Annotated in this window: 17 protein-coding genes; 8 read left to right on the top strand and 9 right to left on the bottom strand. The window is 63.2% G+C overall.

Translation table 11 applies throughout. The annotated features are described in order from the left end of the window. Positions 1-65: 65 nt before the first annotated feature. Together BM019_RS28915 and BM019_RS28910 are read right to left on the bottom strand one after the other, a co-directional pair. The gene (locus BM019_RS28915) at positions 66-1451 is read right to left on the bottom strand and encodes an FAD-binding oxidoreductase (RefSeq protein ID WP_092422275.1); all 1386 of its coding nucleotides are present in this window, start codon (positions 1449-1451) and stop codon (positions 66-68) included. A 6-nt stretch (positions 1452-1457) separates the two neighbouring features. Next, positions 1458-2531, bottom strand: a complete 1074-nt coding sequence (locus BM019_RS28910; RefSeq protein ID WP_092422272.1) for a 2-hydroxyacid dehydrogenase — start codon at positions 2529-2531, stop codon at positions 1458-1460. Between the two features lie 618 nt (positions 2532-3149). Here BM019_RS28910 and BM019_RS28905 point away from each other — a divergent pair. From BM019_RS28905 to BM019_RS28890, 4 genes are all read left to right on the top strand, one after another. After that, a complete protein-coding gene (locus BM019_RS28905) occupies positions 3150-4556 on the top strand; it encodes a saccharopine dehydrogenase NADP-binding domain-containing protein (RefSeq protein ID WP_092422269.1) in 1407 nt (468 codons plus the stop codon). A gap of 206 nt (positions 4557-4762) precedes the next feature. Beyond that, positions 4763-5428: an HAD family hydrolase gene (locus BM019_RS28900; protein ID WP_009044846.1), complete on the top strand. Its 666-nt coding sequence runs from the start codon at positions 4763-4765 to the stop codon at positions 5426-5428. A 129-nt stretch (positions 5429-5557) separates the two neighbouring features. Then, a complete protein-coding gene (locus BM019_RS28895; RefSeq protein WP_009044847.1) occupies positions 5558-5962 on the top strand; it encodes a DUF1090 family protein in 405 nt (134 codons plus the stop codon). Positions 5963-6198: 236 nt separating this feature from the next. Further along, a complete protein-coding gene (locus BM019_RS28890; RefSeq protein WP_092422265.1) occupies positions 6199-7764 on the top strand; it encodes a methyl-accepting chemotaxis protein in 1566 nt (521 codons plus the stop codon). Between the two features lie 240 nt (positions 7765-8004). Here BM019_RS28890 and BM019_RS28885 read toward each other — a convergent pair whose 3' ends face one another. Both BM019_RS28885 and BM019_RS28880 read right to left on the bottom strand, forming a co-directional pair. After that, entirely contained in the window at positions 8005-8448 is a 444-nt protein-coding gene (locus BM019_RS28885; protein WP_009044849.1) for a hemerythrin domain-containing protein, read from the bottom strand. A 211-nt stretch (positions 8449-8659) separates the two neighbouring features. Continuing rightward, positions 8660-9049 carry an MliC family protein gene (locus BM019_RS28880; protein WP_007921876.1) on the bottom strand — a complete coding sequence of 130 codons (390 nt, stop codon included), beginning with the start codon at positions 9047-9049 and terminating at the stop codon, positions 8660-8662. Positions 9050-9280: 231 nt separating this feature from the next. Between BM019_RS28880 and BM019_RS28875 the strand changes: the two genes are divergently transcribed. Further along, positions 9281-10771: an aldehyde dehydrogenase family protein gene (locus tag BM019_RS28875; RefSeq protein WP_092422262.1), complete on the top strand. Its 1491-nt coding sequence runs from the start codon at positions 9281-9283 to the stop codon at positions 10769-10771. Positions 10772-10991: 220 nt separating this feature from the next. Further along, positions 10992-12893 (top strand): amidohydrolase, encoded by a 1902-nt coding sequence (locus BM019_RS28870; protein ID WP_092422259.1) that lies wholly within the window; start codon positions 10992-10994, stop codon positions 12891-12893. A 221-nt stretch (positions 12894-13114) separates the two neighbouring features. Here the strand turns inward: BM019_RS28870 and BM019_RS28865 are convergent, their stop codons facing one another. From BM019_RS28865 to BM019_RS28850, 4 genes are read right to left on the bottom strand one after another with little or no spacing between them, the layout of a single operon-like run. Further along, a complete protein-coding gene (locus BM019_RS28865; RefSeq protein WP_092422256.1) occupies positions 13115-14422 on the bottom strand; it encodes a flavin-dependent monooxygenase QhpG in 1308 nt (435 codons plus the stop codon). After that, positions 14419-15087 carry a subtilisin-like serine protease QhpE gene (locus tag BM019_RS28860; protein WP_092422253.1) on the bottom strand — a complete coding sequence of 223 codons (669 nt, stop codon included), beginning with the start codon at positions 15085-15087 and terminating at the stop codon, positions 14419-14421. Before BM019_RS28860 ends, BM019_RS28865 begins: the two co-directional genes overlap by 4 nt. Beyond that, complete coding sequence (locus tag BM019_RS28855) at positions 15077-16795, bottom strand: ABC transporter ATP-binding protein (RefSeq protein WP_092422250.1); 1719 nt, start codon at positions 16793-16795, stop codon at positions 15077-15079. Before BM019_RS28855 ends, BM019_RS28860 begins: the two co-directional genes overlap by 11 nt. Further along, complete coding sequence (locus tag BM019_RS28850) at positions 16795-18711, bottom strand: sigma-54-dependent Fis family transcriptional regulator (protein ID WP_092422247.1); 1917 nt, start codon at positions 18709-18711, stop codon at positions 16795-16797. Before BM019_RS28850 ends, BM019_RS28855 begins: the two co-directional genes overlap by 1 nt. Positions 18712-19350: 639 nt before the next feature. On the opposite strand from BM019_RS28850, the gene BM019_RS30655 reads away from it, so the two are divergent. Together BM019_RS30655 and BM019_RS28845 are read left to right on the top strand one after the other, a co-directional pair. Further along, positions 19351-19764, top strand: coding sequence for a hypothetical protein (locus BM019_RS30655; protein ID WP_139217397.1), 414 nt, complete (start codon positions 19351-19353; stop codon positions 19762-19764). Beyond that, positions 19765-20970: a hypothetical protein gene (locus BM019_RS28845; RefSeq protein ID WP_092422244.1), complete on the top strand. Its 1206-nt coding sequence runs from the start codon at positions 19765-19767 to the stop codon at positions 20968-20970. It abuts the gene before it with no gap. A gap of 43 nt (positions 20971-21013) precedes the next feature. Here the strand turns inward: BM019_RS28845 and BM019_RS28840 are convergent, their stop codons facing one another. Next, on the bottom strand, positions 21014-21331 hold the full coding sequence (locus BM019_RS28840) for a hypothetical protein (protein ID WP_239691115.1): 318 nt from the start codon (positions 21329-21331) through the stop codon (positions 21014-21016). Between the last annotated feature and the right edge of the window lie 8 nt (positions 21332-21339).

Below are 21339 nucleotides of genomic sequence, written 5' to 3'. Positions count from 1 at the left end.
TAGTTGGCGCCCAAGCCACCGGGCATTCTCCCCCATGTATCGGTCCTGCTTCCCTCCTCCCTCAATCAACTGAGTGAGGAGGCACCTTCTTGGCTCGCGCGGATATTGTGGTTGCGCCGGAACAGATTGCCCGCGTCGTAGCGCTTCTTGACCTCGAGCAGCCGCTCGTTATCGCTGCCGAGCAAGACCGCACGCGAGGTGCTCTCGGCAAACGAGTAGTTGGAATACGCAGCGGCGCCATCGTTACCCGCGGTTTCCAGCGCGGCCGCCTTGACCCAGTGGATAAAGGCCTGGTCGTCCCCGGCTTCGCTCCAGCGGGCGGAAAACAGAATGCCGTAGCCTCTCGCCTGGAGCGGAAAGGCCGAGTCGCCAGGCGCTGCCGAACGTCGTGTTTTGTTCAAATGCTCGATGGTGATACTGCAGCGCTTGCCCGGCATGCTGGACGCCGCGGTCAGCAAGGCATCCATAGTGCCGCTGGTAAAATCGTCCAGGCAGATCGACTTCCAGTACCCGCGCATCGGAGGCTGGAACCTGTCGTCGAACCAGGCCTGCCAGGCCCTGAAGTCATCCGTGACGTACTGGTGGCTGCCTGCAAGATCCAGCGCCTCTTCCAATGCCCGGATGGCGCCGAGGTCCTGATAGTCGCTGAGGCAGAAATCGATCGATAACACGCAGCGCCCGCTATCCGCGCTCGGGCTGAAGACCGGCGCCAACACCAGGTTCGCCGGGCAATCCTGCTCCATGTAGTTGCCCAGTTGCATCAGCACCCGCGGAACATCCTGGGCAGCCACCGAGATCGAGCCGCAGTAGACCTTGGGCAGCTTCGACAACCGATAACGAAACTCCAGCACCACGCCAAAATTGCCGCCACCGCCACGCAGGGCCCAGAGCAGGTCCTGGTGCTGCGGGTCCTCGGCCCTGACGACCTCGCCGCTGGCGAGCATCACATCGGCGCCGACCAGGTTGTCGCAGGTAAACCCCAGGGTGCCGACGAACCAGCCGATCCCGCCCCCCAGCGTCAGCCCGGCAATCCCGGTATCGCTGACCGTCCCGGTCGGCACCACATACCCCTGAGGACACAGGGCCGCGTCTATATCTCGCAAGCGAACCCCCGGCTGCACATGGGCAATGCCCTGAAGCACATCGATCCGGACGCCGTTGAAGCCAGAGAAATCGAGTAGCACGCCGCCTTCGGTCGAACCGAAACCGGCAATGTGATGCCCACCGCCGCGGATGGCGAGTTCCAGCCCGTTATCGGCCACCAGCTCAAGCACCGCGCCAATGGCCGCGCGATTCTGGGTACGCACGATGAGCAAGGGATGCAGGTCGTGAATCCGGTTATAGACCTGGCGCCCTTCCTCGTAAGCGGGTTCCCCGGGGAAAAGCAGCTCGACCGCCTCATACCCCTGCAGCGCCTGTCGCAGACGTGTTTGCGTGGTAACGTCGTTCATCCTGGCTCAGCCTTCCAGTGCTGCGACAAGCGGCGAACCGAAACCCATGCGCCGAGCGTGGCGGGTCGCGTCCAGGTTGCGGTTGTAAAGATTCTTGTCGGTGCCCTGCTCCATGAAGTGCAGGATCGACCCCACGGCCACACTCGCCATCTCGTCCCACACCGCCGAAGTCATGGCGCCGACATAAGGCGTACAGATGAAACGATCATCCGGCAGGTCGAGCATCTCGATCGGCATATTGATGGTCTTGCCATCCTTGATCAGCGGCGGGGCATCCCAGTTCTTGTCGTCGAACGCCGCACCGGCGATCTTCTCCTCGACAAGGGCCTTGTAGACCGCCTGGCCATCGACCAGGGACGACTCCGAGGTATTGATCAGGATCGCGCTGGGTTTCATCAGGGACAACTCATGCTCCCCGATGAAGCCCAGGGTCGAGTCGTTGTACGGGCACGCCAGGATCACCACGTCGCTGGTTTCCAGCAGCGCATCCAGCGACAGTCGTTGCGCCTGGGTATCGCGCTCTACCTCGGGCTTTTGCGAGTTGGCGGTGTAGACGATCCTGGAGTTGAAGGCATCGTGCATCATCCTCGCCACCCGCGAGCCGACCTTGCCCATGCCGATGATGCCGATCACCGCATCCTTGAGCAGCGGGGTGTCCGTTTCGTGCAGGCGGCCATTTTTCTGCTCGGTGTGGAAGTAGATCAGCTTGCGGCGCAAGGCAATGACCAGCCCCACCAGGAACTCGCCCATGGCTTCGTACATCACTTTCAAGCCCGGGGTGTTGGTCACCGCGATACCCAGGCGGTCAGCCGCCTCGATATCGACCAGGTGCTCGGCACCCGAAGCCAGGCAGGCCACCAGCTGCAACTTTCCAGCCTGTTGCAGGACCTCTTCGGTGAGGATCTCTTCACCGGCGTGCATATAGATGTGGGCGTCGCTGATAGCGGAAATAACCCGTGCCTGATCGGGAAACGACTCGCCAATCAACACCACCTCATACTGCGAGGGATTCAACTTAGAGATATAGCGTTGAGCCAAACGATCAGCCCCGGAAATAACTACTTTAATTCGTTCCGACACAGTGACACCCCAATAAGTTTTAATGGAATATTAAATTTCAAACGCCAAGACATGACGCACTGAAAACAACAGTGATAATTGACGAGTCCTGCCAACGATCGAGCAACGCTACACAACATCCACCAGGAGAAGATGCCGGGCGTCAGGCAGGATCGGGCAAAAAGCCAATGACAGGCTTATGGACTCGTTATGAGAGCAGATTCGGGAAGGTAATAAATAGCGCGGACAAAGAGGGTCAAGAACATACACATATCCTTATGAGTACGGTGCGCTGCGGCACCAGACAATAACAATGCATCCGTTGCATCGCCGAACTTTAAATCCACCTGGAAAGTTCAGGACCCCATAAAAGATCAATATGTTTCCCCTGTCAAGAATTTTTCCCGGACACAGAAAGCAAATTACATTTTAACTACATCTCGACAATTCCCACGATTCAGCGGCAGCTCCATTAATTGCAAAAAACTAATTAACCATTCCGTGAGTTTTCGAACTCGATATTCACGATTAAAGTTCTAACGTTTAATTATCCCTGTTCGTACAGATTCGTTGTTGACAATACCCCGACACCTCCTGTCTATTAAAAAATAAACACAGCATCGGCAAGGAAGCCTGCGAATGAATGCCCTTATTGCGCCCAGAAAAATAATCTTTGTCGGCTTTGGCTCTATAGCAGAATCGTTCGTTGCACTACTGAGTAAAACTCACGATCTGGATAGTATCGAGCTGGTCGCCATCGATCCGTTACGCCCGCAGCGCCAGGACTTCTTCCAGAGCAAGTACAACCTGAACTTCATTCAGGCCCACCTCGACCCGAACAACCTCAGGGACATGCTCACCCCTCTTGTCGAGCGGGACAGCTTTCTCATCAATCTTTCAACCGACGTCTCGAGCCTCGACCTCATCGAGGTCTGCCACGAGGCCGGCGCCCTGTACCTGGACACCTGCATTGAGCCTTGGCCAGGCGGCTACAGCGACCCCGGGCAGCCCATGGCCCAGCGCACCAACTACCACCTGCGTGAGCGCATGCTCAAACTGAAAAAGCGCCTGGGCGGCGGGCCGACGGCGGTCGTCGCGCATGGCGCCAATCCCGGGCTGGTCTCCCACTTCGTGAAACAGGCCCTGGTGAATCTGGCCAATGACCTCACCCCAGGTTTCACACCGCCCCAGTGCAAGGAAGACTGGGCCCGCACCAGCAAGGAACTGGGGGTGAAAGTTATTCATATCGCCGAATACGATTCCCAGGTCGCCGTCGAACCCAAGGCCCGGGGAGAGTTTGTCAACACCTGGTCGGTAAACGGCTTTATCAGCGAAGCGCAACAACCCGCGGAGTTGGGGTGGGGTTCCCACGAAAGGACACTTCCCGAGCAGGGCTTCGAACATGAATCCGGGAGCAAGGCCGCCATTTATATAGGCCGACCCGGGGCGACGGTGCAGTTGAAAACATGGACTCCCTACGATCAGGAAACCCTGGGCTTCCTGGTTACCCATAACGAAGCGATTTCCATAGCAGAGTTCCTGAGCGGCACTTTCGCCGACGAAGCCTATCGCCCCACCGTCAACTACGCCTACAGGCCCTGTGACCATGCGATTCTTTCACTCATGGAATGGCTGGGTAAAAGCCGCAAAGACCCTTTACTCAAGCGCGTATTGAAGTCCGAAGATATCTCCGGCGGCTCGGACCATCTTGGTGTGCTGCTGATGGGGCACCAGAAAAGTTGCTACTGGTATGGCTCGACGCTCTCCATCGAGCAGGCAAGGGAGTTGGCGCCGTTGAATACCGCGACCACCCTGCAAGTCGCGGCGGGTGTTCTATCGGGTTATCTATGGGCCCTGAACCACCCGAATGCGGGAATGGTAGAAGCTGAGGAAATGGACTACCAAGAAGTACTTGGCTATGCGGCCCCTTATTTGGGTGGGTTGCAAGGTTTCTTCTCCGATTGGAACCCGGTGAAGAATGACCCAGGCACCTTTGCCATCAACGACCCGACAGATGTCTGGCAATTCAATAATTTCCTCGTCTAAATAGACCTCCCTTCTTTTATCTGCCTGGGCTGGAAAACTTTCCAGCCTTGAGCACCTTGCGCCGACCGGCCCCAGCGAAACTCCGCCCTCCTCCCGCCTCTGCTGTCACTGCAAACACCCAGACAAGGGCTGTAGCGCTCCCCTCGGCAGCTGCTACGATGCCTGGCTTAACCGCTTCAGCCACCGGCCCTGACAGGAATCGCGCCATGCTCAATGCCCTGCTTTTCGATCTCGACGGCACCCTGACCGACACCGACCAACTGCACCTGCTGGCGTTGCAGCAGTTGTTGCTGGAAGAAGAAGGCCGGGTGTTCACCCATCAAGAGTTCGCGGCCCATGTCAGCGGCCAGGCCAATGCCAATATGTGCCGCTACCTGTTCCCGCAGCGCTCGGTGGCCGAGCACGAGGCCTTTGCTGATCGCAAGGAAGTGCGCTTTCGCCAGCTGTCGCCACGACTGACGCCGATGCCGGGCCTGTTGCGCCTGCTGGATTTCGCCCGGGAACGCGGCATCGGCGTCTGCGTGGTGACCAATGCCCCACGGGCCAATGCCGAGCACATGCTCGACGTGCTGGGGCTGGGCGATCGCTTCGACAGCGTGCTGGTGGCCGAGGAATTGCCGCGGGCCAAGCCCGACCCGCTGCCCTACCTCACCGGCCTGGAATGCCTGGGTGCCAGCGCCGAGGCCGGGATAGCCTTCGAGGACTCGATCCCCGGCCTGACCGCCGCGGTCGGGGCCGGGGTCTTCACCGTCGGCCTGGCCACCAGCCAAAGCCCCGAGGCGTTGCTGGCCGCTGGCGCGCATCTGGTGGTCGAGGATTTCAACGACCCGCGATTGTGGGCGGTGATCGAGCGGATGCTTGGCCCTCGCTGAGACGGGCACTGCCCGGTCCGACCGGAAAACACAGAAATATCCCAAGGCTTTTTCAGTTGTATCTGATGGTCCGACGCGCGTTGGCTCTTGAAGATAGCGCCCCGCACGCCTGTCGTATCAAGGACCTTCATGAACGCCCTCACCGCCCTCTCCCTGCTGGCCCTGGTTGGCCTTGCAGCCAGCACGGGCCACGCCCAGGAAGACCCCGAACCGGCCCCGCCGGAAGCCACCAGCAGTTGCCTGATCCGGGGCGAGACCATCAAGAGCAGCCTGGAAAAACTCCTGGCCGACCCTGAGCAGCGCCAACTGGCCGGTTTGCAACGGGCGCTGGAACCGCTCAGCGACTATTGCGACGGCCTGCACTTCGAGCACAACCCGCCCCTGCGCCAGGCCGAGTACCAGGTGATATTGCGCCAGATGGAACTCGAGGCCGCGCAGCGTTATGGCGACCCGCGCATCATCGACAAACGCAAGGCCCGGCTGACCCACGCCCTGCAGGTCCTGCAATACGCCCTTGGCGCCCACGGCAACTGAAGCGGTTTCTTGCCCGATAAGCGTTGTCAGCGGCTCGCGCCGGCCAACCCGGGCCTGCTCCAGCGCCAGACTTTCCCCAACAGATTCAACGACCTGTGCCATCCGCTCGGGAGTATTCAGAACTCCTCGCGAATGGGAATGCAACTAATTGTTATGCAAGGAATTTTCTAACATTTAGCTAAGATTGTTCTGACTCGTGCCGATGGATTTTGTAGGACACAGGGAGCAATCTGGAAATGAGAAACAATCAGCCCGTTACACAGCGTGAAGTGGCTTTAGGGTCAAACCAGAAACTCATCTCCACCACCGATGCCCATGGCGTCATCAGCTACTGCAACGATGCCTTCGTCGACATCAGCGGTTTCGACCGCGACGACCTGATCGGCGCTCCACAGAACATCGTCCGTCACCCCGATGTCCCCCCCGCGGTATTTGCCCATATGTGGGCGGCGCTGAAACAGGGCCAGCCGTGGATGGGCATCGTCAAGAACCGCTCGAAAAACGGCGACCATTACTGGGTCAACGCCTACGTCACGCCGATTTTCGAGGGCAGCCGGATCGTCGGCTACGAATCGGTCCGGGTCAAACCCAGCGCCGAACAGATCCGCCGCGCGCAAGACCTCTACCAGCGTCTCAACCGCCAGCAGCCGGCCATCCCCCGTCGGCATCGCTGGCAACCGGCCCTGCTGGGCTGGGCGCCGTTCCTGGCCACGGGCCTGGCCGGTGGCCTGAGCGGCCTCTGGCTGGCGCCGCCTTTGGCGCTGGCGGTGGCCGCCGGGATTTCCGTGCCCCTGGCGCTGCTGGCGATGCAGCGCCAGGGCAATGCCGCCCGGCGCCTGCTGCAACTGGCCGACTCGTCCACCTGCGACCCGTTGATCGCGCAGATGTACAGCGACGCCCACGGCCCCCAGGCATGCCTGGAAACCGCCTTCGTCAGCCAGGACGCGCGGCTGAAAACCTGCCTCACCCGCCTGCAGGACAGCGCCGAACAGCTCAATGCCCTGGCCAGCCGCTCCGATACCCTGGCCAGCGACAGCTCCCGTGGCCTGGACCGCCAGCGGGTGGAAACCGAGCAGGTGTCCGCCGCGGTCAACCAGATGGCCGCCACCACCCAGGAAGTGGCCAGCCATGTGCAGCGCACCGCCGACGCCACCCAGGCCGCCAACCAGTTGACCGGGCGTGGGCGCGAAGTGGCCCGCGATACCCGCGAAGCCATCGAACGCCTGTCGCAGGTGGTCGGCGAAACCGGGCAGAACGTGGCGCAACTGGCCAGGGACAGCGACGAGATCGGCACCGTGGTCGATGTGATCAAAAGCATCGCCGACCAGACCAACCTGCTGGCGCTCAACGCGGCCATCGAAGCGGCCCGCGCCGGCGACATGGGCCGCGGTTTCGCGGTTGTGGCCGACGAGGTGCGCCAGCTGGCCCAGCGCACCGCGCAATCCACCCAGCAGATCCATGAGCTGATCACCCAGTTGCAGAGCTCCTCGCAAAACGCCGTGCAGAGCATGGAAAGCGGCCAGCGCCAGGCCGAGGAAGGCGTGGCCCGGGTACTGGAGGCGGACCAGGCGCTGCTGGGCATCAGCGAGGCGGTGGCCAACATCACCGAGATGACCACCCAGATCGCCGCGGCCACCGAGGAGCAGAGCGCGGTCGCCGAGGAAATCAGCCGCAATATCAGCACCATCGCGCAACTGGCCGACCAGACCTCGGAGCAGGCCCATCACTCGGCCGAACTGAGCAAGGAACTGACCCAGACCGCCACCACCCAGTACTCGCTGGTGGAGCGTTTCAACCGCTAGGTTCGATGTGTGTGTACGGGTTTATCGCGAGCAAGCTCGCTCCTACAAGTAATGCGCAAACCCTGTAGGAGCGAGCTTGCTCGCGAAAAACGTCAACGATAACGCGTATTGCCCGGTTTAACGCGGTGTGCTGGAGCTCTTCGTCGGAACGCCGCCCGGAGACAAGCTCGCGCTTACAAAAGGCCTTAACTGATCGGCATTACGCCAACGCGCGGGCTTTTTTATTCTTCAAGGGCCGTCTCAGTCGGCCGCCAGCTGTTGCCGGTATTCCTTCACATAACCGTTGGCCAACTGGTCCTTCTGCTTGTCGTCGAGGATCTTGCCGGCCATCTGGAAGAACTTCTGTTCTTCTTCCTCCAGGTGGTGATGCACCTTGTCCACCAGCTTCTTCGCCGTGGCCAGCCAGGCCGGGCTGGACATCTCGGTGTCGTCCAATGCCTCCATCAGCTCGTCCATTGCGTGGTGCTCGGCAATCGCGTGCCGGCTCAGGTCGACGCCGTTGTCGTGCTCCATCAACGGCAGGTAGAAGAAGCGTTCCTCCGCCGTCTCGTGGGCCTGTACTTCGGCCTTGAGCTGGGCGTAGGCCGCGCTGCGTTCGGGGCTGTCCCCCGAGGTGCGCATCAGTTCGGCAGCATAGCCGCGCTGGCGTTCATGGCTCTCACGCAGGGCTTCGAATATGTTCACGGGCACATCTCCACGGCAGGCTTGTCTTGACTAGACACTGGCCGTTCGACGGCAGTTCAACCGCAGATAATGGCCGCCCCCCCTCTGTAGGAGCAGCCGGTCGACGTTCGATTGTTCGCGATGACGGACTGGCGTTCGACACGAAAACCAGAGGGTCCGTGCCGACCTCTCGCCAGCAAGCTGGCTCCTACAGGCGGATGGGGGCCAGGCGTTACTGCTCCTCGGTCTTCTGCTCCTGGCAGTCCTTGAGCAGTTGCTGTTCCTTGGCGGTGTGGTCGGCTTCCAGGAAGCTCAACAGGCCGCTGTCGCCCTGGGTGTGCCAGCGGTAGCTGTTCTGCTCGTCGTCGGCGACATACAGCGCGCCAGAGGCGGCGCGGGCGATATGCATCGGTATCAGCTGGCCCTTGTAATACAGGGTGGCGAACGAGGCGCCGTTATCGATGTTCAGGTACGCCGCCTGCACCTCTACCCCACCCTCGCAGCGGTAGCTGGCCAGGCTGCTCTGGTACGCCGGCAGTTCCGGCTCGGCCGGGGTCGTCGCGGCCTGGGCGAACAATGGCGCCAGCAGCAAGGTGGTTCCCAGAATCGTTGCAATCTTCAATGTACAGCTCCTTGTTCAGTGCACCTTCATGACAGGCCCCTTTACGACGAAGCAGGCCCCCATAAGTTCAGGCCGGGGTGTCTCAAGGCATTCGCAATTTGCGACAGCCTGTATCCGCCGCCCTTCCATCAGCGTAAATAAACACCATTAGAATCATAGAGTTAAGCGCCAGTCAAAACTGGCACAGCGGTTGCGAAAGCCCTCGCCTCACGCATAACAAGAGGTTCTGTCATGGCTATTGCAACCCTGCTCCCCGCCACCACCGCCTTTATCCAGCGCGCCCCGCGCATGCTGATCGGTGCCGAATGGGTCGAGGCCGCCGACGGCCAGACCATGCCGCTGCACAACCCGGCCACCGGCGAACAACTGTGCGTGGTGCCGCGGGCCACGGTGGGCGATGTCGACCGCGCGGTGCTGGCCGCGCGCCAGGCCTTCGACGATTCGCCCTGGAGCCGCACCCGGCCGCGGGAACGGCAGAACCTGCTGTGGAAGCTCGCCGACCTGATGCAGCGCGACGCCGAGCTGCTGGCGCAACTGGAATGCCTGAACAACGGCAAGAGCGCCGCGGTGGCCCAGGCCATGGACGTGCAACTGGCCATCGACTTTTTGCGCTACATGGCCGGCTGGGCGACCAAGATCGAAGGCAGCAGCGTCGAGGTTTCCGTGCCGCTGATGCCTGACCAGCAGTTCCACAGTTTCATCCGCCGCGAGGCGGTGGGCGTGGTCGGCGCCATCGTCGCCTGGAACTTCCCGCTGCTGCTGGCCTGCTGGAAGCTCGGCCCGGCCCTGGCCACCGGCTGCACCGTGGTGCTCAAGCCGGCCGACGAAACCCCGCTGACCGCGCTGAAACTCGCCGAGCTGGTGCAGGAAGCCGGCTACCCCGACGGCGTGTTCAACGTGGTCACCGGCACCGGCATCACCGCGGGCTCGGCCCTGACCCACAACCCGCGGGTGGACAAGCTGACCTTCACCGGCTCCACCGCGGTGGGCAAGGAAATCGGCAAGATCGCCATGGACAACATGACCCGGGTCACCCTGGAGCTGGGCGGCAAGTCGCCGACCATTGTCATGGCCGATGCCGACCTGGGCAGCGCCGCGGCCGGAGCCGCCAGCGCGATCTTCTTCAACCAGGGCCAGGTCTGCTGCGCCGGCTCCAGGCTGTATGTGCAGCGCAAGCACTTCGACAATGTGGTGGCCGATATCGCCGGCATCGCCAACGCCATGAAACTCGGCAGCGGCCTGGACACCAGCGTCGACATGGGCCCGCTGATCTCCGCCCGGCAGCAGGAGCGAGTCTGGCGCTATATCGAGATGGGCCGGGACAGCGGCGCCACCCTCGCCTGCGGCGGCGAGCGGTTCGGCCCCGGTTATTTCGTCAAACCGACGGTGATAGTCGACGTCGACCAGCAGCATTCGCTGGTGCAGGAAGAGATCTTCGGCCCGGTGCTGGTGGCGATTCCCTTCGACGACGAAGCCGATGCCCTGCGCCTGGCCAACAACAGCCCCTACGGCCTGGGCGCGAGCATCTGGTCCAACGACCTGGCGGCGGTGCATCGGATGATCCCGCGGATCCAGTCCGGCTCGGTCTGGGTCAACTGCCACAGCGCCCTCGACCCGGCGCTGCCGTTCGGTGGCTACAAGATGTCCGGCGTGGGCCGGGAAATGGGTTACGCGGCGATCGAGCATTACACCGAGCTGAAATCGGTGCTGATCAAGCTCTGACAACCCGCGATAGCCCATAGTGCAAGCGCTCCTCAACGGCGGCGCCGGGGTCTGTCCGACGTCTCCCGACGACTGGTTTAGCGTCGCCGACCCGCTGCCCGGCCCGCGCCCCGAACGGCTGCTACGCTCAGCCCGAGCCGGCTCGACAGCTGCCCTGCGGGCCTGGCTCACCCACCTTCAACCCACACCTCATCACCACCGAAAACCCGAGGGAAGCATCATGGGATCAAATGGATATGATCACGACGGGGTCCAATGCGGATGCCACAACCCCATCTGGAACGCTCTGAAGGACACACTCGACCCGGCCAGCCATACCGCCAGCCAGCCACAGGACGCCAATGAGCTGGCCAGGGAACCGGCCGGCGAGTCCATCATCTTTACCAACGGCACCATCTACCCCTTGCGCGACGGCAACATGGACGAACGGGTCGAGGCCCTGGGCATCCACGCCGGCGACGTGGTCGCATCCGGCACCCTGACCGCCGTCGAAGCCCGCATGAACGCCCTGGGCATCACCTACAAAAAGCAGTCGTTGAACGGCAAGACCCTGTTGCCCGGCCTGATCGAACCCCACGCCCATATCGTGCAGAGCTGCGCCATGGAAGGCTGGCTGAACCTGGGGGCCATCGATACCGACAACCCCGATGAGCACAAGAACCAGCGGCTACGGCCCACCTATGACTGGCTCTGGCTGAAAAGCACCATCCAGGCCAACCTGCCCAAGGACAACTCGACCTGGATCCTCGGCCATCAGGTCGATCCGGCGCTGATGCCGTTCCAGGTCGTACCCCATGGCCTGAACAGACTCATCACCTTCCACTGTGGCCCCGGCGACGACATCGGCAACCTGGACACCATCGACAAGCAGCACCCGATGCTGCTGATCAGCGCGTCCATGCACACCGCCTACCTGAACACCGCGGCCAGCGATGCGGTGTTCGAGAAAACTGGCGTCAGGGCCGACAACGGTGTCCTGCAGGAAGCCCAGGTGCTGGCCGCCATCAAGAGCATTCCCCTCAGGCAGCAGCTGGAAATACTCAATATCTTCAAGCACCTGGAAGACTACTTCGACAAGGCGTCGCGCCGCGGGATCACCCTGCTCTACGACGCGATGATGGACCCCCAGTCGAAGCTGGTACTGGGCGCCTACTTCCTGACCCGCCCCCGCAAGCTGCGGATCGGTTACGCCGCCGCCTGCGATGGCACGCCCGAGGCCATCGGCAAGCTGCCGCGCTACCAGCCGGTCAGCCGGGAACAGGCCAAGCGCTTCTACCAGGGCTCGGTCAAGCTGGTGTCGGACGGCTCCAACCAGGGGCTGACGGGCTACCAGGCCACGCGCTACTGCTGCGAGGCGACGCGGCCGGTGGGCAACTTCAATTTCTGCGACCAGGACCATACGCCGGTCACCACACCCGATGCCTACAAGACCGTGGTGCGCAATGCCGTCGAAACCGGCTGGCCGCTGATGATCCACGCCAACGGCGACCGGGCCATCGAGTTCACCCTGCAAGCCTACGAGGCGGCCTTGCAGGGTGGCAGCGCCCTGGAAAAACGCCACCGCATCGAGCACTGCTCGCTGCTGACCGCGGGCACCCTGCAGACCCTGCAGCGCCTGGGCCTGTCGCCAAGCTTCCTGATCGGTCATGTCGGCTACTGGGGCTACGCCTTCAAACAGGCGATCTTCGAAGGCAAGGCCGAACAGATGCTCGACCTGTGCCAGTCGGCCCTGGACCACAACCTGAGGGTGACCCTGCACAGCGACTGTTCGGTAACGCCGTTGGGGCCGCTGCGCTCCATGGAACAGGCGGTGACCCGCAAGATGGAAGGCATTCGCGATGCCCAGGGGCGGTTCGTCCACGACCCAAGGCTGCAACCGATCCTCAATGAAGCCGAGTGCCTGACGCGCAAGCAGGCCTTGAAAGCCATCACCTATGACGCGGCCTGGCAGTGCCACGCCGAGGGCTGGACCGGGTCCCTGCAGGACGGTTTTTTCGCGGACCTGGTGATTCTCGAGCAGGATCCCCTCGACGAGAAAGTGCCGGCCACCCACATCAGGGACATCAAGGTCTGTGAAACCTGGAAAGGCGGCCACCGGGTGTACGTCAATCCCGATAGCTGATCGTTAGCTGTCGCAAGCCGGGCGGCGGGGTTTGGATGGCCGCTGCGCGGATCGCGAGCAAGCTCGCTCCTACAAGGACGTCTCATCTTCTGTAGGAGCGAGCTTGCTCGCGATCAATCGTCCAGGCACCACACATCCGGCGATCGATCGCTGGCGCCTTTGCGGCGGCTGCGCCGTCGATCGCAGCCTGCGACAGCGGCTACAAAAGCCGCCCCGTCGCCTCAAGGCTGGTATCCCTGCCCCAGCAACCAGCCGCGCACGGCCTTGTCCTGCTCCGCGCTCAGGCCCACCAGCAGCTGTTGCGCCGGCTCGTTGGGCAAGCGGCGCAACAGCGGCGCCAGCTCCACCCCTTGCACATGCCAGATGCCCAGCGGCTGGTCCGGGGTGATCACCACCTCGGCTTCCTCCACCAGGCCGTCGCGCAATACCGGGGCACGCTCGATGCGCAGGGCGGAAAAATCCGCAACGCGATGCGCCGGCTCGCGGTCCGGCCATTGCCGGCGCGCCTGCCAGAACGGCTGCTCGGCCCAGCGCTGCTCGTCGGCGTAGAAATCGCGGCCGATGCGGGCAAAACGCAGGAACAGTTGCTCCACCCGCAGGGCATGGAAGCGCTGCGCCAGGGCCGCGCGTTCGGGCCGTTGCAGCAGCGTGTTGATCACCGCCGGCGCCTGCAACGCCGAAGACAGCGACTGGAAGATACCGTTGCCCGACAGCGGGTCCACGGCCATGGCCGCATCGCCCACGCGAATCCAGTTGGCGCCACACACCTGCGGGCAGAGGATCGCCGTGCTGCTGCGCGCGTGCAGCTGCAGATCGTGCTCCGGCCCGGCGCCGAAAAACGCCCGCGCCAGGGCCGAACCCTGGCGCCGCTGGCGGCAGTAATCCAGCAACTGCGCCTTGCCCGGCAACGCGGCGCTGGCCACGTCCACCGTCAGTTGCCAGTAACACTGGCCGTCGGCCTGGCGCGCCATCCAGGCCCAGCCGTCCTCCAGGCTGTGCACGGCGCTGGCGGTGCTGCCCGGCGCGCCCTGCCAACGGTTGAGCAGGCTGAGCGTTTCCGGGCCCCGCAGGCCTTTGCCCAGTTCTTTACTCAATGCAGGCGCCTGGCGCCCGCGGGCTTCCACCAGAAAGTCCGCGAAACGCTCGGCCTGCCCCTCGATCCGCAGCCGATGCCCGTTCGCCGTCGACTGCACCTCCAGCACCCGGCCCTCGATTAACTCGACCCCGGCCTCGCGCAGATCCTCGCGCAGGCCGCGATCGAAGCGCGGGCGATCCAGCAGGTATTCGACGTTCTGCGCATGGCTCTGGCCGTTCCACACCACCTGACGCTGGGACGCCTGTAACGCCGCCTCCAGCCCACGCCCCAGGCCGGCGCCACGCAGGGCTTCGAGCACCCGCAGCGACACCCCTTCGAGCGCCGGGAAACGCCGCCACTCGCTGACCAGCGCCACCGCGTAGCCCAGGCGGCGCAAGCCCAGGGCCACCGCGGCCCCCGCCGGGCCGGCGCCGAGCACCAGGATCGGCCTCATGTCCAGCCGCGCCGTTCGGGGCCGTGATAGCGGGCGTGGGTCCGCAGCCACTGGACCACCTGCGGGTTATCGGCGTCGCGGTGTTCGCCGAGGTAGCCGGCGATATGCCCGCTCAATGCCGCGCAGCCCAGGCTGGCGCCGGGGTGGCTGCCCTGCACACAGGCGGCGAAATCGGCCTGCTGGCTGTCGAGCCACGACCATTCGCCGGGGGTGCAACGGGCATCGCCGGTGACCCGCAGCACGCCCGGGTAACGCGCCGGGTACACCCCCTCGCCCTGGGCCGGCGTCGAGGCGCACAACAGCACGCCACGGGCCAGGGCGGCCGCGCAGGCTTCGCGCAACAGGCGGCGGTCCTGGCGCAGCCCCAGGCTGAGGTTGACCAGCCGCACCTGCTGGCTCACCAGCCAGTCCAGGGCGCTGGCGATCTGCAACGCACTGGTCACCCCGCGCTGGTCGAACACCTGGGCCACACAGAAACGCGCCTTGGGCGCCCGCACGCTGATCGCCTCGATGATCGCGCTGCCGTGGCCGAGGGGGTCTTCGCGCAAGTCGCCCTCGCCCACCCCGTCTTCCACCAGATAGAAGCGCCGCCCGGCCACCACCTGCGGGCGTTGCACAGCCGTATGCCCGCTGTCGATCACGCCGATCCGCAGCTCAGGCTTCATGGGGCACCTTCACGGAGTGCAACACGCCGTCCACCAGCTCGAAGCGCAGGTCGGCGTCGGCCAGGGTCGACGGCCGATGGCTGATCAAAATCCGCGTGCGCCCGGCGAACAGCCGGTCGATGGCCTCGATCACTTCGCGCTCAGTGCTTTCGTCCACCGCCGAGGTGGCTTCGTCCAGCACCAGGATCAACGGGTCCTGGAGCAGCGCGCGGGCAATCGCGATCCGTTGTTTCTGCCCGCCGGACAGCTGCTGGCCGCGCTCGCCCAACGGGCTGTCCAGGCCCTCGGGCAGCGCTTCGATCAGGCTGTCCAGTTGCGCCAGCCGCGCCACCTCGGCCACCGCCGCGCGCGGTGCGTCGGGCACGCTGTAGGCCAGGTTGTCGGCCAGGCTGCCGCGGAACAGCACGATGTCCTGGCTGACCACGGCGATGCGTCGGCGCAGCTCGAACAGGTCGAGCTGGCGCAGGTCGATACCGTCCAGCAGCACCTGCCCGGACTGCGGGTCGTGGTGGCGTTGCAGCAGGTCGATCAGGGTCGATTTGCCGACCCCGGAACCGCCGGCCAGGGCCACTTTCAGGCCATAGGGAATGCGTGCCTCGATACCACGCAGGGTGCTCGGCCGCCCCGGATGGCTGAAGTGCAGATCACGAAAAGACAGCTCGCCGCCGCTGGGCATCGGCAGCGGTTGCGCCGGTGTGGTCACGCTCGGTTGTTCGCCGCGCAGCTCCATGACCCGACCCAGGCTGACGCTCATGCGCTGGATCGCCACGTACAGCCCCAGCAGGCTCTGCACCGGCCCCACGGCCATGCCCAGGTAAGTGGAAAAGGCGATCAGCGCGCCCAACTGCCAGGTACCCTGCACCACCCAATAACCGCCAATCAGGAACGCACAGGCCCGCGACAGCGAGGTCAGGGTGCCGGGCACCGCCTGGGTGAAGAACTCGCTGACCTGCAGGCGCAGCAACTGGCTCATGTAGCCCTGCCCCAACTGCTCCAGGCGCCGGGCTTCGCGCTGCTGCTGGCCGGCGCTCTGGATGAACTTCATCACCGGCAGGGTCTCGACCATGAACGACGACATGTCCGCCGAACGCTCGCGCAGTTGCCGCACATCGCGCTCGACCTTGCGCCGCATCCAGCGCAGCCAGAGCACATCCAGCGGAATCAGCAGCAGCGCCAGCAGCGACAGCTGCCAGGACAGGGTCACCAGCAGCGCCAGGGCCACCACCAGGCCGATCACGCTGGACACCGCGGAGAACAGCGAATCGACGGCAAAACGCTGGATCTCCGCCACGTCGCCATCGAGCCGCGACATCAGGTCGCCGATCCGCCGCTGGCCGTAGAAGCCCGGCGACAGGCGCTGCAAATGCCGATACAGGTCGTCGCGCAGGGCGAACAGGATCCGCCCCGACAGGCGCGTGTGCAGGTAGCGGTTGATGCCCGACAGCGCGGTGCCCAGCAGCCCGGCGAGAATCATCAGCCCGGCGATCCACGCCAGCATCGGGAAATTGCGCGCCAGCAGGCCGTCGTCGATCAGCAGCTTGGTCAGCCAGGGCTGCACCAGCACCAGCAACGAGGCGCAGACCGACAGCGCCAGCAACCCGGCGATGGCCAGGCGCTGCGGGCGGACAAACCCGTACAGCCAGCGCAAGGCGGCTTGCAGGGCCGCGGGGTCGGGGCTGTCCACCAGCCGGCTGAGCAAGCGCGACATCAGCTGCGCAACTGCTTGAGCTTGCGGTACAGGGTCGCGCGGCTGATGCCCAGGGCATCGGCGGCGGCGGAGACATTGCCCTGGTGGTTGTCCAGTGCCTGGCGGATCAGTTCCAGCTGGTTCTCGCGGATGCTGCCGCTGGCCGGGCGTTCGCTGGCGTTGAGATCGTCGAGCATGCTGTCGGGCAGGTGCTCCAGGCCCAGGGCCGCCTCACCCTCTTCGCGCATCGCCAGCGCCGTGCGCAGGACCATCTCCAGCTGGCGGATGTTGCCCGGCCAGTGATAGCCGGCCAGCAACTGGCGCAGGTCCTCGGCCAGGGCCACGCCGGGGCTGCCGAGCTTGGCCAGGAGCACGTCCAGCAACGCGTCGAAGTCCTCGCGTTCGCGCAGCGCCGGGAGCATCACGCTGATGCCATTGACCCGGTAGAACAGGTCCTCGCGAAACTGCTTGTCGGCCACCTGCTGCTTGAGGTCGCGGTGGGTGGCGCAGATCAGCGCCACATCGATGTCCTGCTCTTCGCCGGCGCCCAGCGGCGCCACCTTGCGGTCCTGCAGCACCCGCAACAGACGTGCCTGCAAGGCCAGCGGCATATCGCCAATTTCATCGAGGAACAGGGTGCCGCCATGGGCCTGTTGCAGGCGGCCGATCATGCCGCCACGGCGCGAACCGGTGAAGGCGCCCTCGCGATAGCCGAACAGCTCCGACTCGATCAGGCCCTCGGGGATCGCCGCGCAGTTCACCGCAATAAAGGGCTTGTCGGCGCGACTGCCAGCCATGTGCAGGGCGCGGGCGATGACTTCCTTGCCGGTGCCGGTTTCCCCCAGCAGCAACACCGGCAAGGCATTGGCCAGGCCCTGCCGGGCCATGCGCAAGGCCCGGGCATAACGGCTGTTGCTGCCGGCCAGGGTGTCGAGTTGCGGGTCGGGCTGCGCCTGGCTGGGGGCGCTTTTCGACGTGCCGCGCGGCACGCTGCTGAGGTTGATCGAGCGTTGCGGGGCGCGCAGGGTCTTGTAGAAAAATTCGCCCTTGGCGGTCTGCAGGCTGCCGATGCCGCCCTGTTGCAAACGGCCGAGCAGTTGCACGCCATCCACGCCGAGAAACTCTTCGCAACGCCGCCCGACCAGTGCCGAACGCTCAGCGCGCAACAACTGGCAGGCCTGGGCACTGACCGCCAGGATCTGCCCGCCGAGACTGACCGCGAGCAAGCCTTGCCACGGCGATTCGAGATACTGCCGACGACTGTGGAACGCCAGGACAATCTGCTCGGGAAAGCTGTCGTTGAACACCCGGCTCTCGATCTGGCTGACCGCCATGCTCAGCAGCGCGGTGCTGTCGTGGATGCGGCCGAGCGGGCCTTCGCGGGTCAGGTCGAGCACGCCGAGGATCTCGCCCTGGGGGCAATGGATGGGCACCGAGGTGCAGGAGAAATGGCTCAGGCGATCCAGGTAATGTTCGCCGCAGTCGATCAGGGTGGTGCGCGCTTCCACCAGCGCCGTGCCCAGGGCATTGGTGCCACGGGTGGCTTCGCTCCAGCAGGCGCCGAGGGTGATGTCCTGCACACCGCTGCCCTTGAGCCGGTCGGCCCGGCCTTCGATCGACAGAATGGTGGCGTCGGCATTGGCCAGGATAATCAGGCCGTCCTGGCCCTGGCGCTCGGCCAGGTAGTCGATGGCGGGGATCGCCGCGTCGAGCAGCAGGCGATTGCTCGCCAGCAGCACCTCGAGGCTGGCGCCGGATTCGAGGGTCAACTCCGGCTGGCCATTGAAGTGCACGCCATGGCTGAGGCTGCGCCGCCATGACGCATCGATTTCCGCACGCAATACGCCATCGGGGACTGCGCCTTCCAGATGGAGCTTTCTGCGGGCCAGCCCGGCTTGATGCTGCAGCTCACCGGTTGTTGTTTTTATAAGCGTCATCAAGCGCTCCGAATCGGTCCGCCCGGCACCTCCCCGGTCCATTCCCTTGGGTTGCGAGGGGCACGCAAGCCATGGGCAATGTCTACACCCGGTTCAGAAGGCAGTAAAGGGAAGTTTGGCCCGTGGCCAGCCCTGCCCTTACAGAAGCAAAACCTGCGCCACGGGACAAACCGCGCCAGAGCATCTTGACGTTAACGTAAAGCGGATGGCAAGTGCCGTATGGCGTCCGGTTGCCCCTGGTACTCACTGCTCGCCTGGCGGTAAACGGCCCAGTAAATGATCAGTCTGAACAGGGGGAACATAAAGCAGGTAGTGCGGACAGGCTGCCAACTAAGTCCCTTTATGTTCTGAAATGACTTATTGCCAATACTTACAAGAAGCCATGGTCATTCTTTAGCGGAGTTATAAAGACAACTTCGCACTATTACCACTCGCACTTATCTTTATAGCCACCCAGTAACACCACCCTTTTCCTGGCCAAGTCAGTTATCCGACAAACCTGTAACCGCTCAAAACTTCAGGGGCATCTCACTGTTTTAAATAAATAAAAAAATATTATCGGGCGCTAGAAAATAATGACTACGCTGATCTTGCTGGATGCGAACGGACAGAACGCGAGTCGACAAGGAGGTCGAAGTCATGCGTCGGAACACACTATTGCCCCGCACTTCTACGACCTATCAAGACCGTCAGCTTGCACACTTCAAGCCGCCCAGAAAAGTCACCTACGCCCCACTAAATCGACCTCCCGAAAAGCTAGCTACAGGCATCAGGGTTTCAGCACCGGTATCCCTGGACTTCCCCACTATAACTTCGCCACTGCTGATCAATCTGGTGCCATCGGGCGAGCACTTCTATTTCGCCTGCATCGACGCCCGCACCGATGGGCCCTGGAAGTACTGTCTCGCCAACCTCGATACCCAAACCCTGGAACCGAGTTGCGGTGAAGCGTTGCGGTCAAGGCTCGATGGCAAGTACCACGACCCCAGCCTGCCCTGCACGGTCGGCTGGTCCTGTTCCGAAGACATTCCTCAAACAGTCACAGGTGCCTGAATGAATACCAAATGGTTGAACGGCTTGAACATTTTCTATGACGACAGCAGCAACGAATCCCTGCGCGGCGTGCTGAAGACCGATGTCAGCGGTCACCTGGTCGGCACCTATCAAGGGCCGAAGGCTTCCGGCTACACCACGCTCTATGGCCGCCTGGAGACAAAAAATGGCACGCTACGCCCGAGCTATCTGCTTCCCGCCTTCACCCAGCGGACCCAGAAGGATGTCGACACCACGCCGATCCAGGGCAGCGACGACTTCGTTGCCGTCTGGGCCAGCAACGACCCGGGCGCCTTTCGCATCTTTGCGCGCAAATACAGCGTCAGCGAGCGCCAGGGTATCGGCGCGCCCTTCACGGAAACCCTGATCAGTGGCTCCAACGGTGATTACGTCTGCCCCAGGGTCATCTACAACCCCGCCAACTGCCAGCTCTTCGCCTGCTGGATCGGCGTGAGCGAACGCCAGTTGCAAGGCATCTGGCTGGACAAGGACACCCTCGAGCCGACCAGTTATCCGGGGATGATCACCTCTGCCGTCTATCCGACCCTGTTTAATCCCGGTGCCGATCTGGACACTTCCACCTACGAAAATATCGTGCTGATGAACCATGGCGACGGGGTGATCGTCGGCGTCCAGGAAACCCTGAGCAAGATCAATTTCCTGCGAGTGGGCAGCCCCTCCTCCGGCAAATCGCCGGTCAATCTGATGACCAGCTACTCGCAAACCGGCATGGGCAAGTTCCATGCAACCTTCGACACCGTGCACAACAACATCATGCTGGTTTATATCGGCACCAGCGCCTATGTCTATGGCGACCGAGTCCGGGTCTTCGGCAAGGCTGATCAGTCTGAGGCTGAGCAGTACCAAAGCGATCAGGACCAGCAAGTCCTCCCCCCCGTTCGCCTGAACAACAATGTCTACGCCTCGAGCCAGCCCTATATCAGTGCCATGCCGGCCACATGCGGTGTCATTGACTTCCTGGTGACCTGGAGTACCGGTTATACCGGCATCTTTTTCAACCGGTTCGATGACGCCTTCATCCCCTTGGCGGCGGAAACATCGATCAACCCGAACGACAGCGGCAATACCTTTCCGAAAGCCGTCGCCAGCGACAACCAGATCGCCGTGCTACTGCAGGCGACCCGTTTCAACGGTAACGCCCTGGGCGCCCAGGGCATCCTGGCTTATGTGAGCAACTACGACTGAGCCGCGCTGCCTCCTGCCGGCCTCCCGGCAGGAGGTGTGCCGTTCATCGCGGATAAATAATCGTAAAGGTCGCCGCGCCATTGGCCAGGCCCGGCGTCACGATGGTTTCCGTCGCCCCTCTTTTGAGATGGAACCCGGGAAACGTCACGGTCCCGGAGATACCCCCAATCAGCAAAAGCTTCCCCCAGGGACCGCCGTGTTTTAACGGAGCGCGGGCCATGATGGCGGAACAGTTTTTCAGATGGTCCAAGAGCTCATCCATTTTCGTATAGGCCATGTGCAACGCGACGCCAATCCAGACAAGTGTGCCGAGAATCACGACACCACCCAGATACCCGAAAGCAATCTCAGGGGTACTCATTTGTGGCT

The organism is Pseudomonas sp. NFPP07, from assembly GCF_900115645.1.
In the GTDB taxonomy this organism is placed as follows: domain Bacteria; phylum Pseudomonadota; class Gammaproteobacteria; order Pseudomonadales; family Pseudomonadaceae; genus Aquipseudomonas; species Aquipseudomonas chlororaphis.
This window is presented reverse-complemented; position numbering and strand designations above follow the sequence as displayed.

Excerpts from the sequence above, each read along its gene's own strand:
- BM019_RS28915 (WP_092422275.1), bottom strand. The coding sequence starts at position 1,451 with ATGAACGACGTTACCACGCAAACACGTCTGCGACAGGCGCTGCAGGGG.
- BM019_RS28905 (WP_092422269.1), top strand. The coding sequence starts at position 3,150 with ATGAATGCCCTTATTGCGCCCAGAAAAATAATCTTTGTCGGCTTTGGC.
- BM019_RS28900 (WP_009044846.1), top strand. The coding sequence starts at position 4,763 with ATGCTCAATGCCCTGCTTTTCGATCTCGACGGCACCCTGACCGACACC.
- BM019_RS28895 (WP_009044847.1), top strand. The coding sequence starts at position 5,558 with ATGAACGCCCTCACCGCCCTCTCCCTGCTGGCCCTGGTTGGCCTTGCA.
- BM019_RS28890 (WP_092422265.1), top strand. The coding sequence starts at position 6,199 with ATGAGAAACAATCAGCCCGTTACACAGCGTGAAGTGGCTTTAGGGTCA.
- BM019_RS28875 (WP_092422262.1), top strand. The coding sequence starts at position 9,281 with ATGGCTATTGCAACCCTGCTCCCCGCCACCACCGCCTTTATCCAGCGC.
- BM019_RS28870 (WP_092422259.1), top strand. The coding sequence starts at position 10,992 with ATGGGATCAAATGGATATGATCACGACGGGGTCCAATGCGGATGCCAC.
- BM019_RS28865 (WP_092422256.1), bottom strand. The coding sequence starts at position 14,422 with ATGAGGCCGATCCTGGTGCTCGGCGCCGGCCCGGCGGGGGCCGCGGTG.
- BM019_RS28860 (WP_092422253.1), bottom strand. The coding sequence starts at position 15,087 with ATGAAGCCTGAGCTGCGGATCGGCGTGATCGACAGCGGGCATACGGCT.
- BM019_RS28855 (WP_092422250.1), bottom strand. The coding sequence starts at position 16,795 with ATGTCGCGCTTGCTCAGCCGGCTGGTGGACAGCCCCGACCCCGCGGCC.
- BM019_RS28850 (WP_092422247.1), bottom strand. The coding sequence starts at position 18,711 with ATGACGCTTATAAAAACAACAACCGGTGAGCTGCAGCATCAAGCCGGG.
- BM019_RS30655 (WP_139217397.1), top strand. The coding sequence starts at position 19,351 with ATGCGTCGGAACACACTATTGCCCCGCACTTCTACGACCTATCAAGAC.
- BM019_RS28845 (WP_092422244.1), top strand. The coding sequence starts at position 19,765 with ATGAATACCAAATGGTTGAACGGCTTGAACATTTTCTATGACGACAGC.
- BM019_RS28840 (WP_239691115.1), bottom strand. The coding sequence starts at position 21,331 with ATGAGTACCCCTGAGATTGCTTTCGGGTATCTGGGTGGTGTCGTGATT.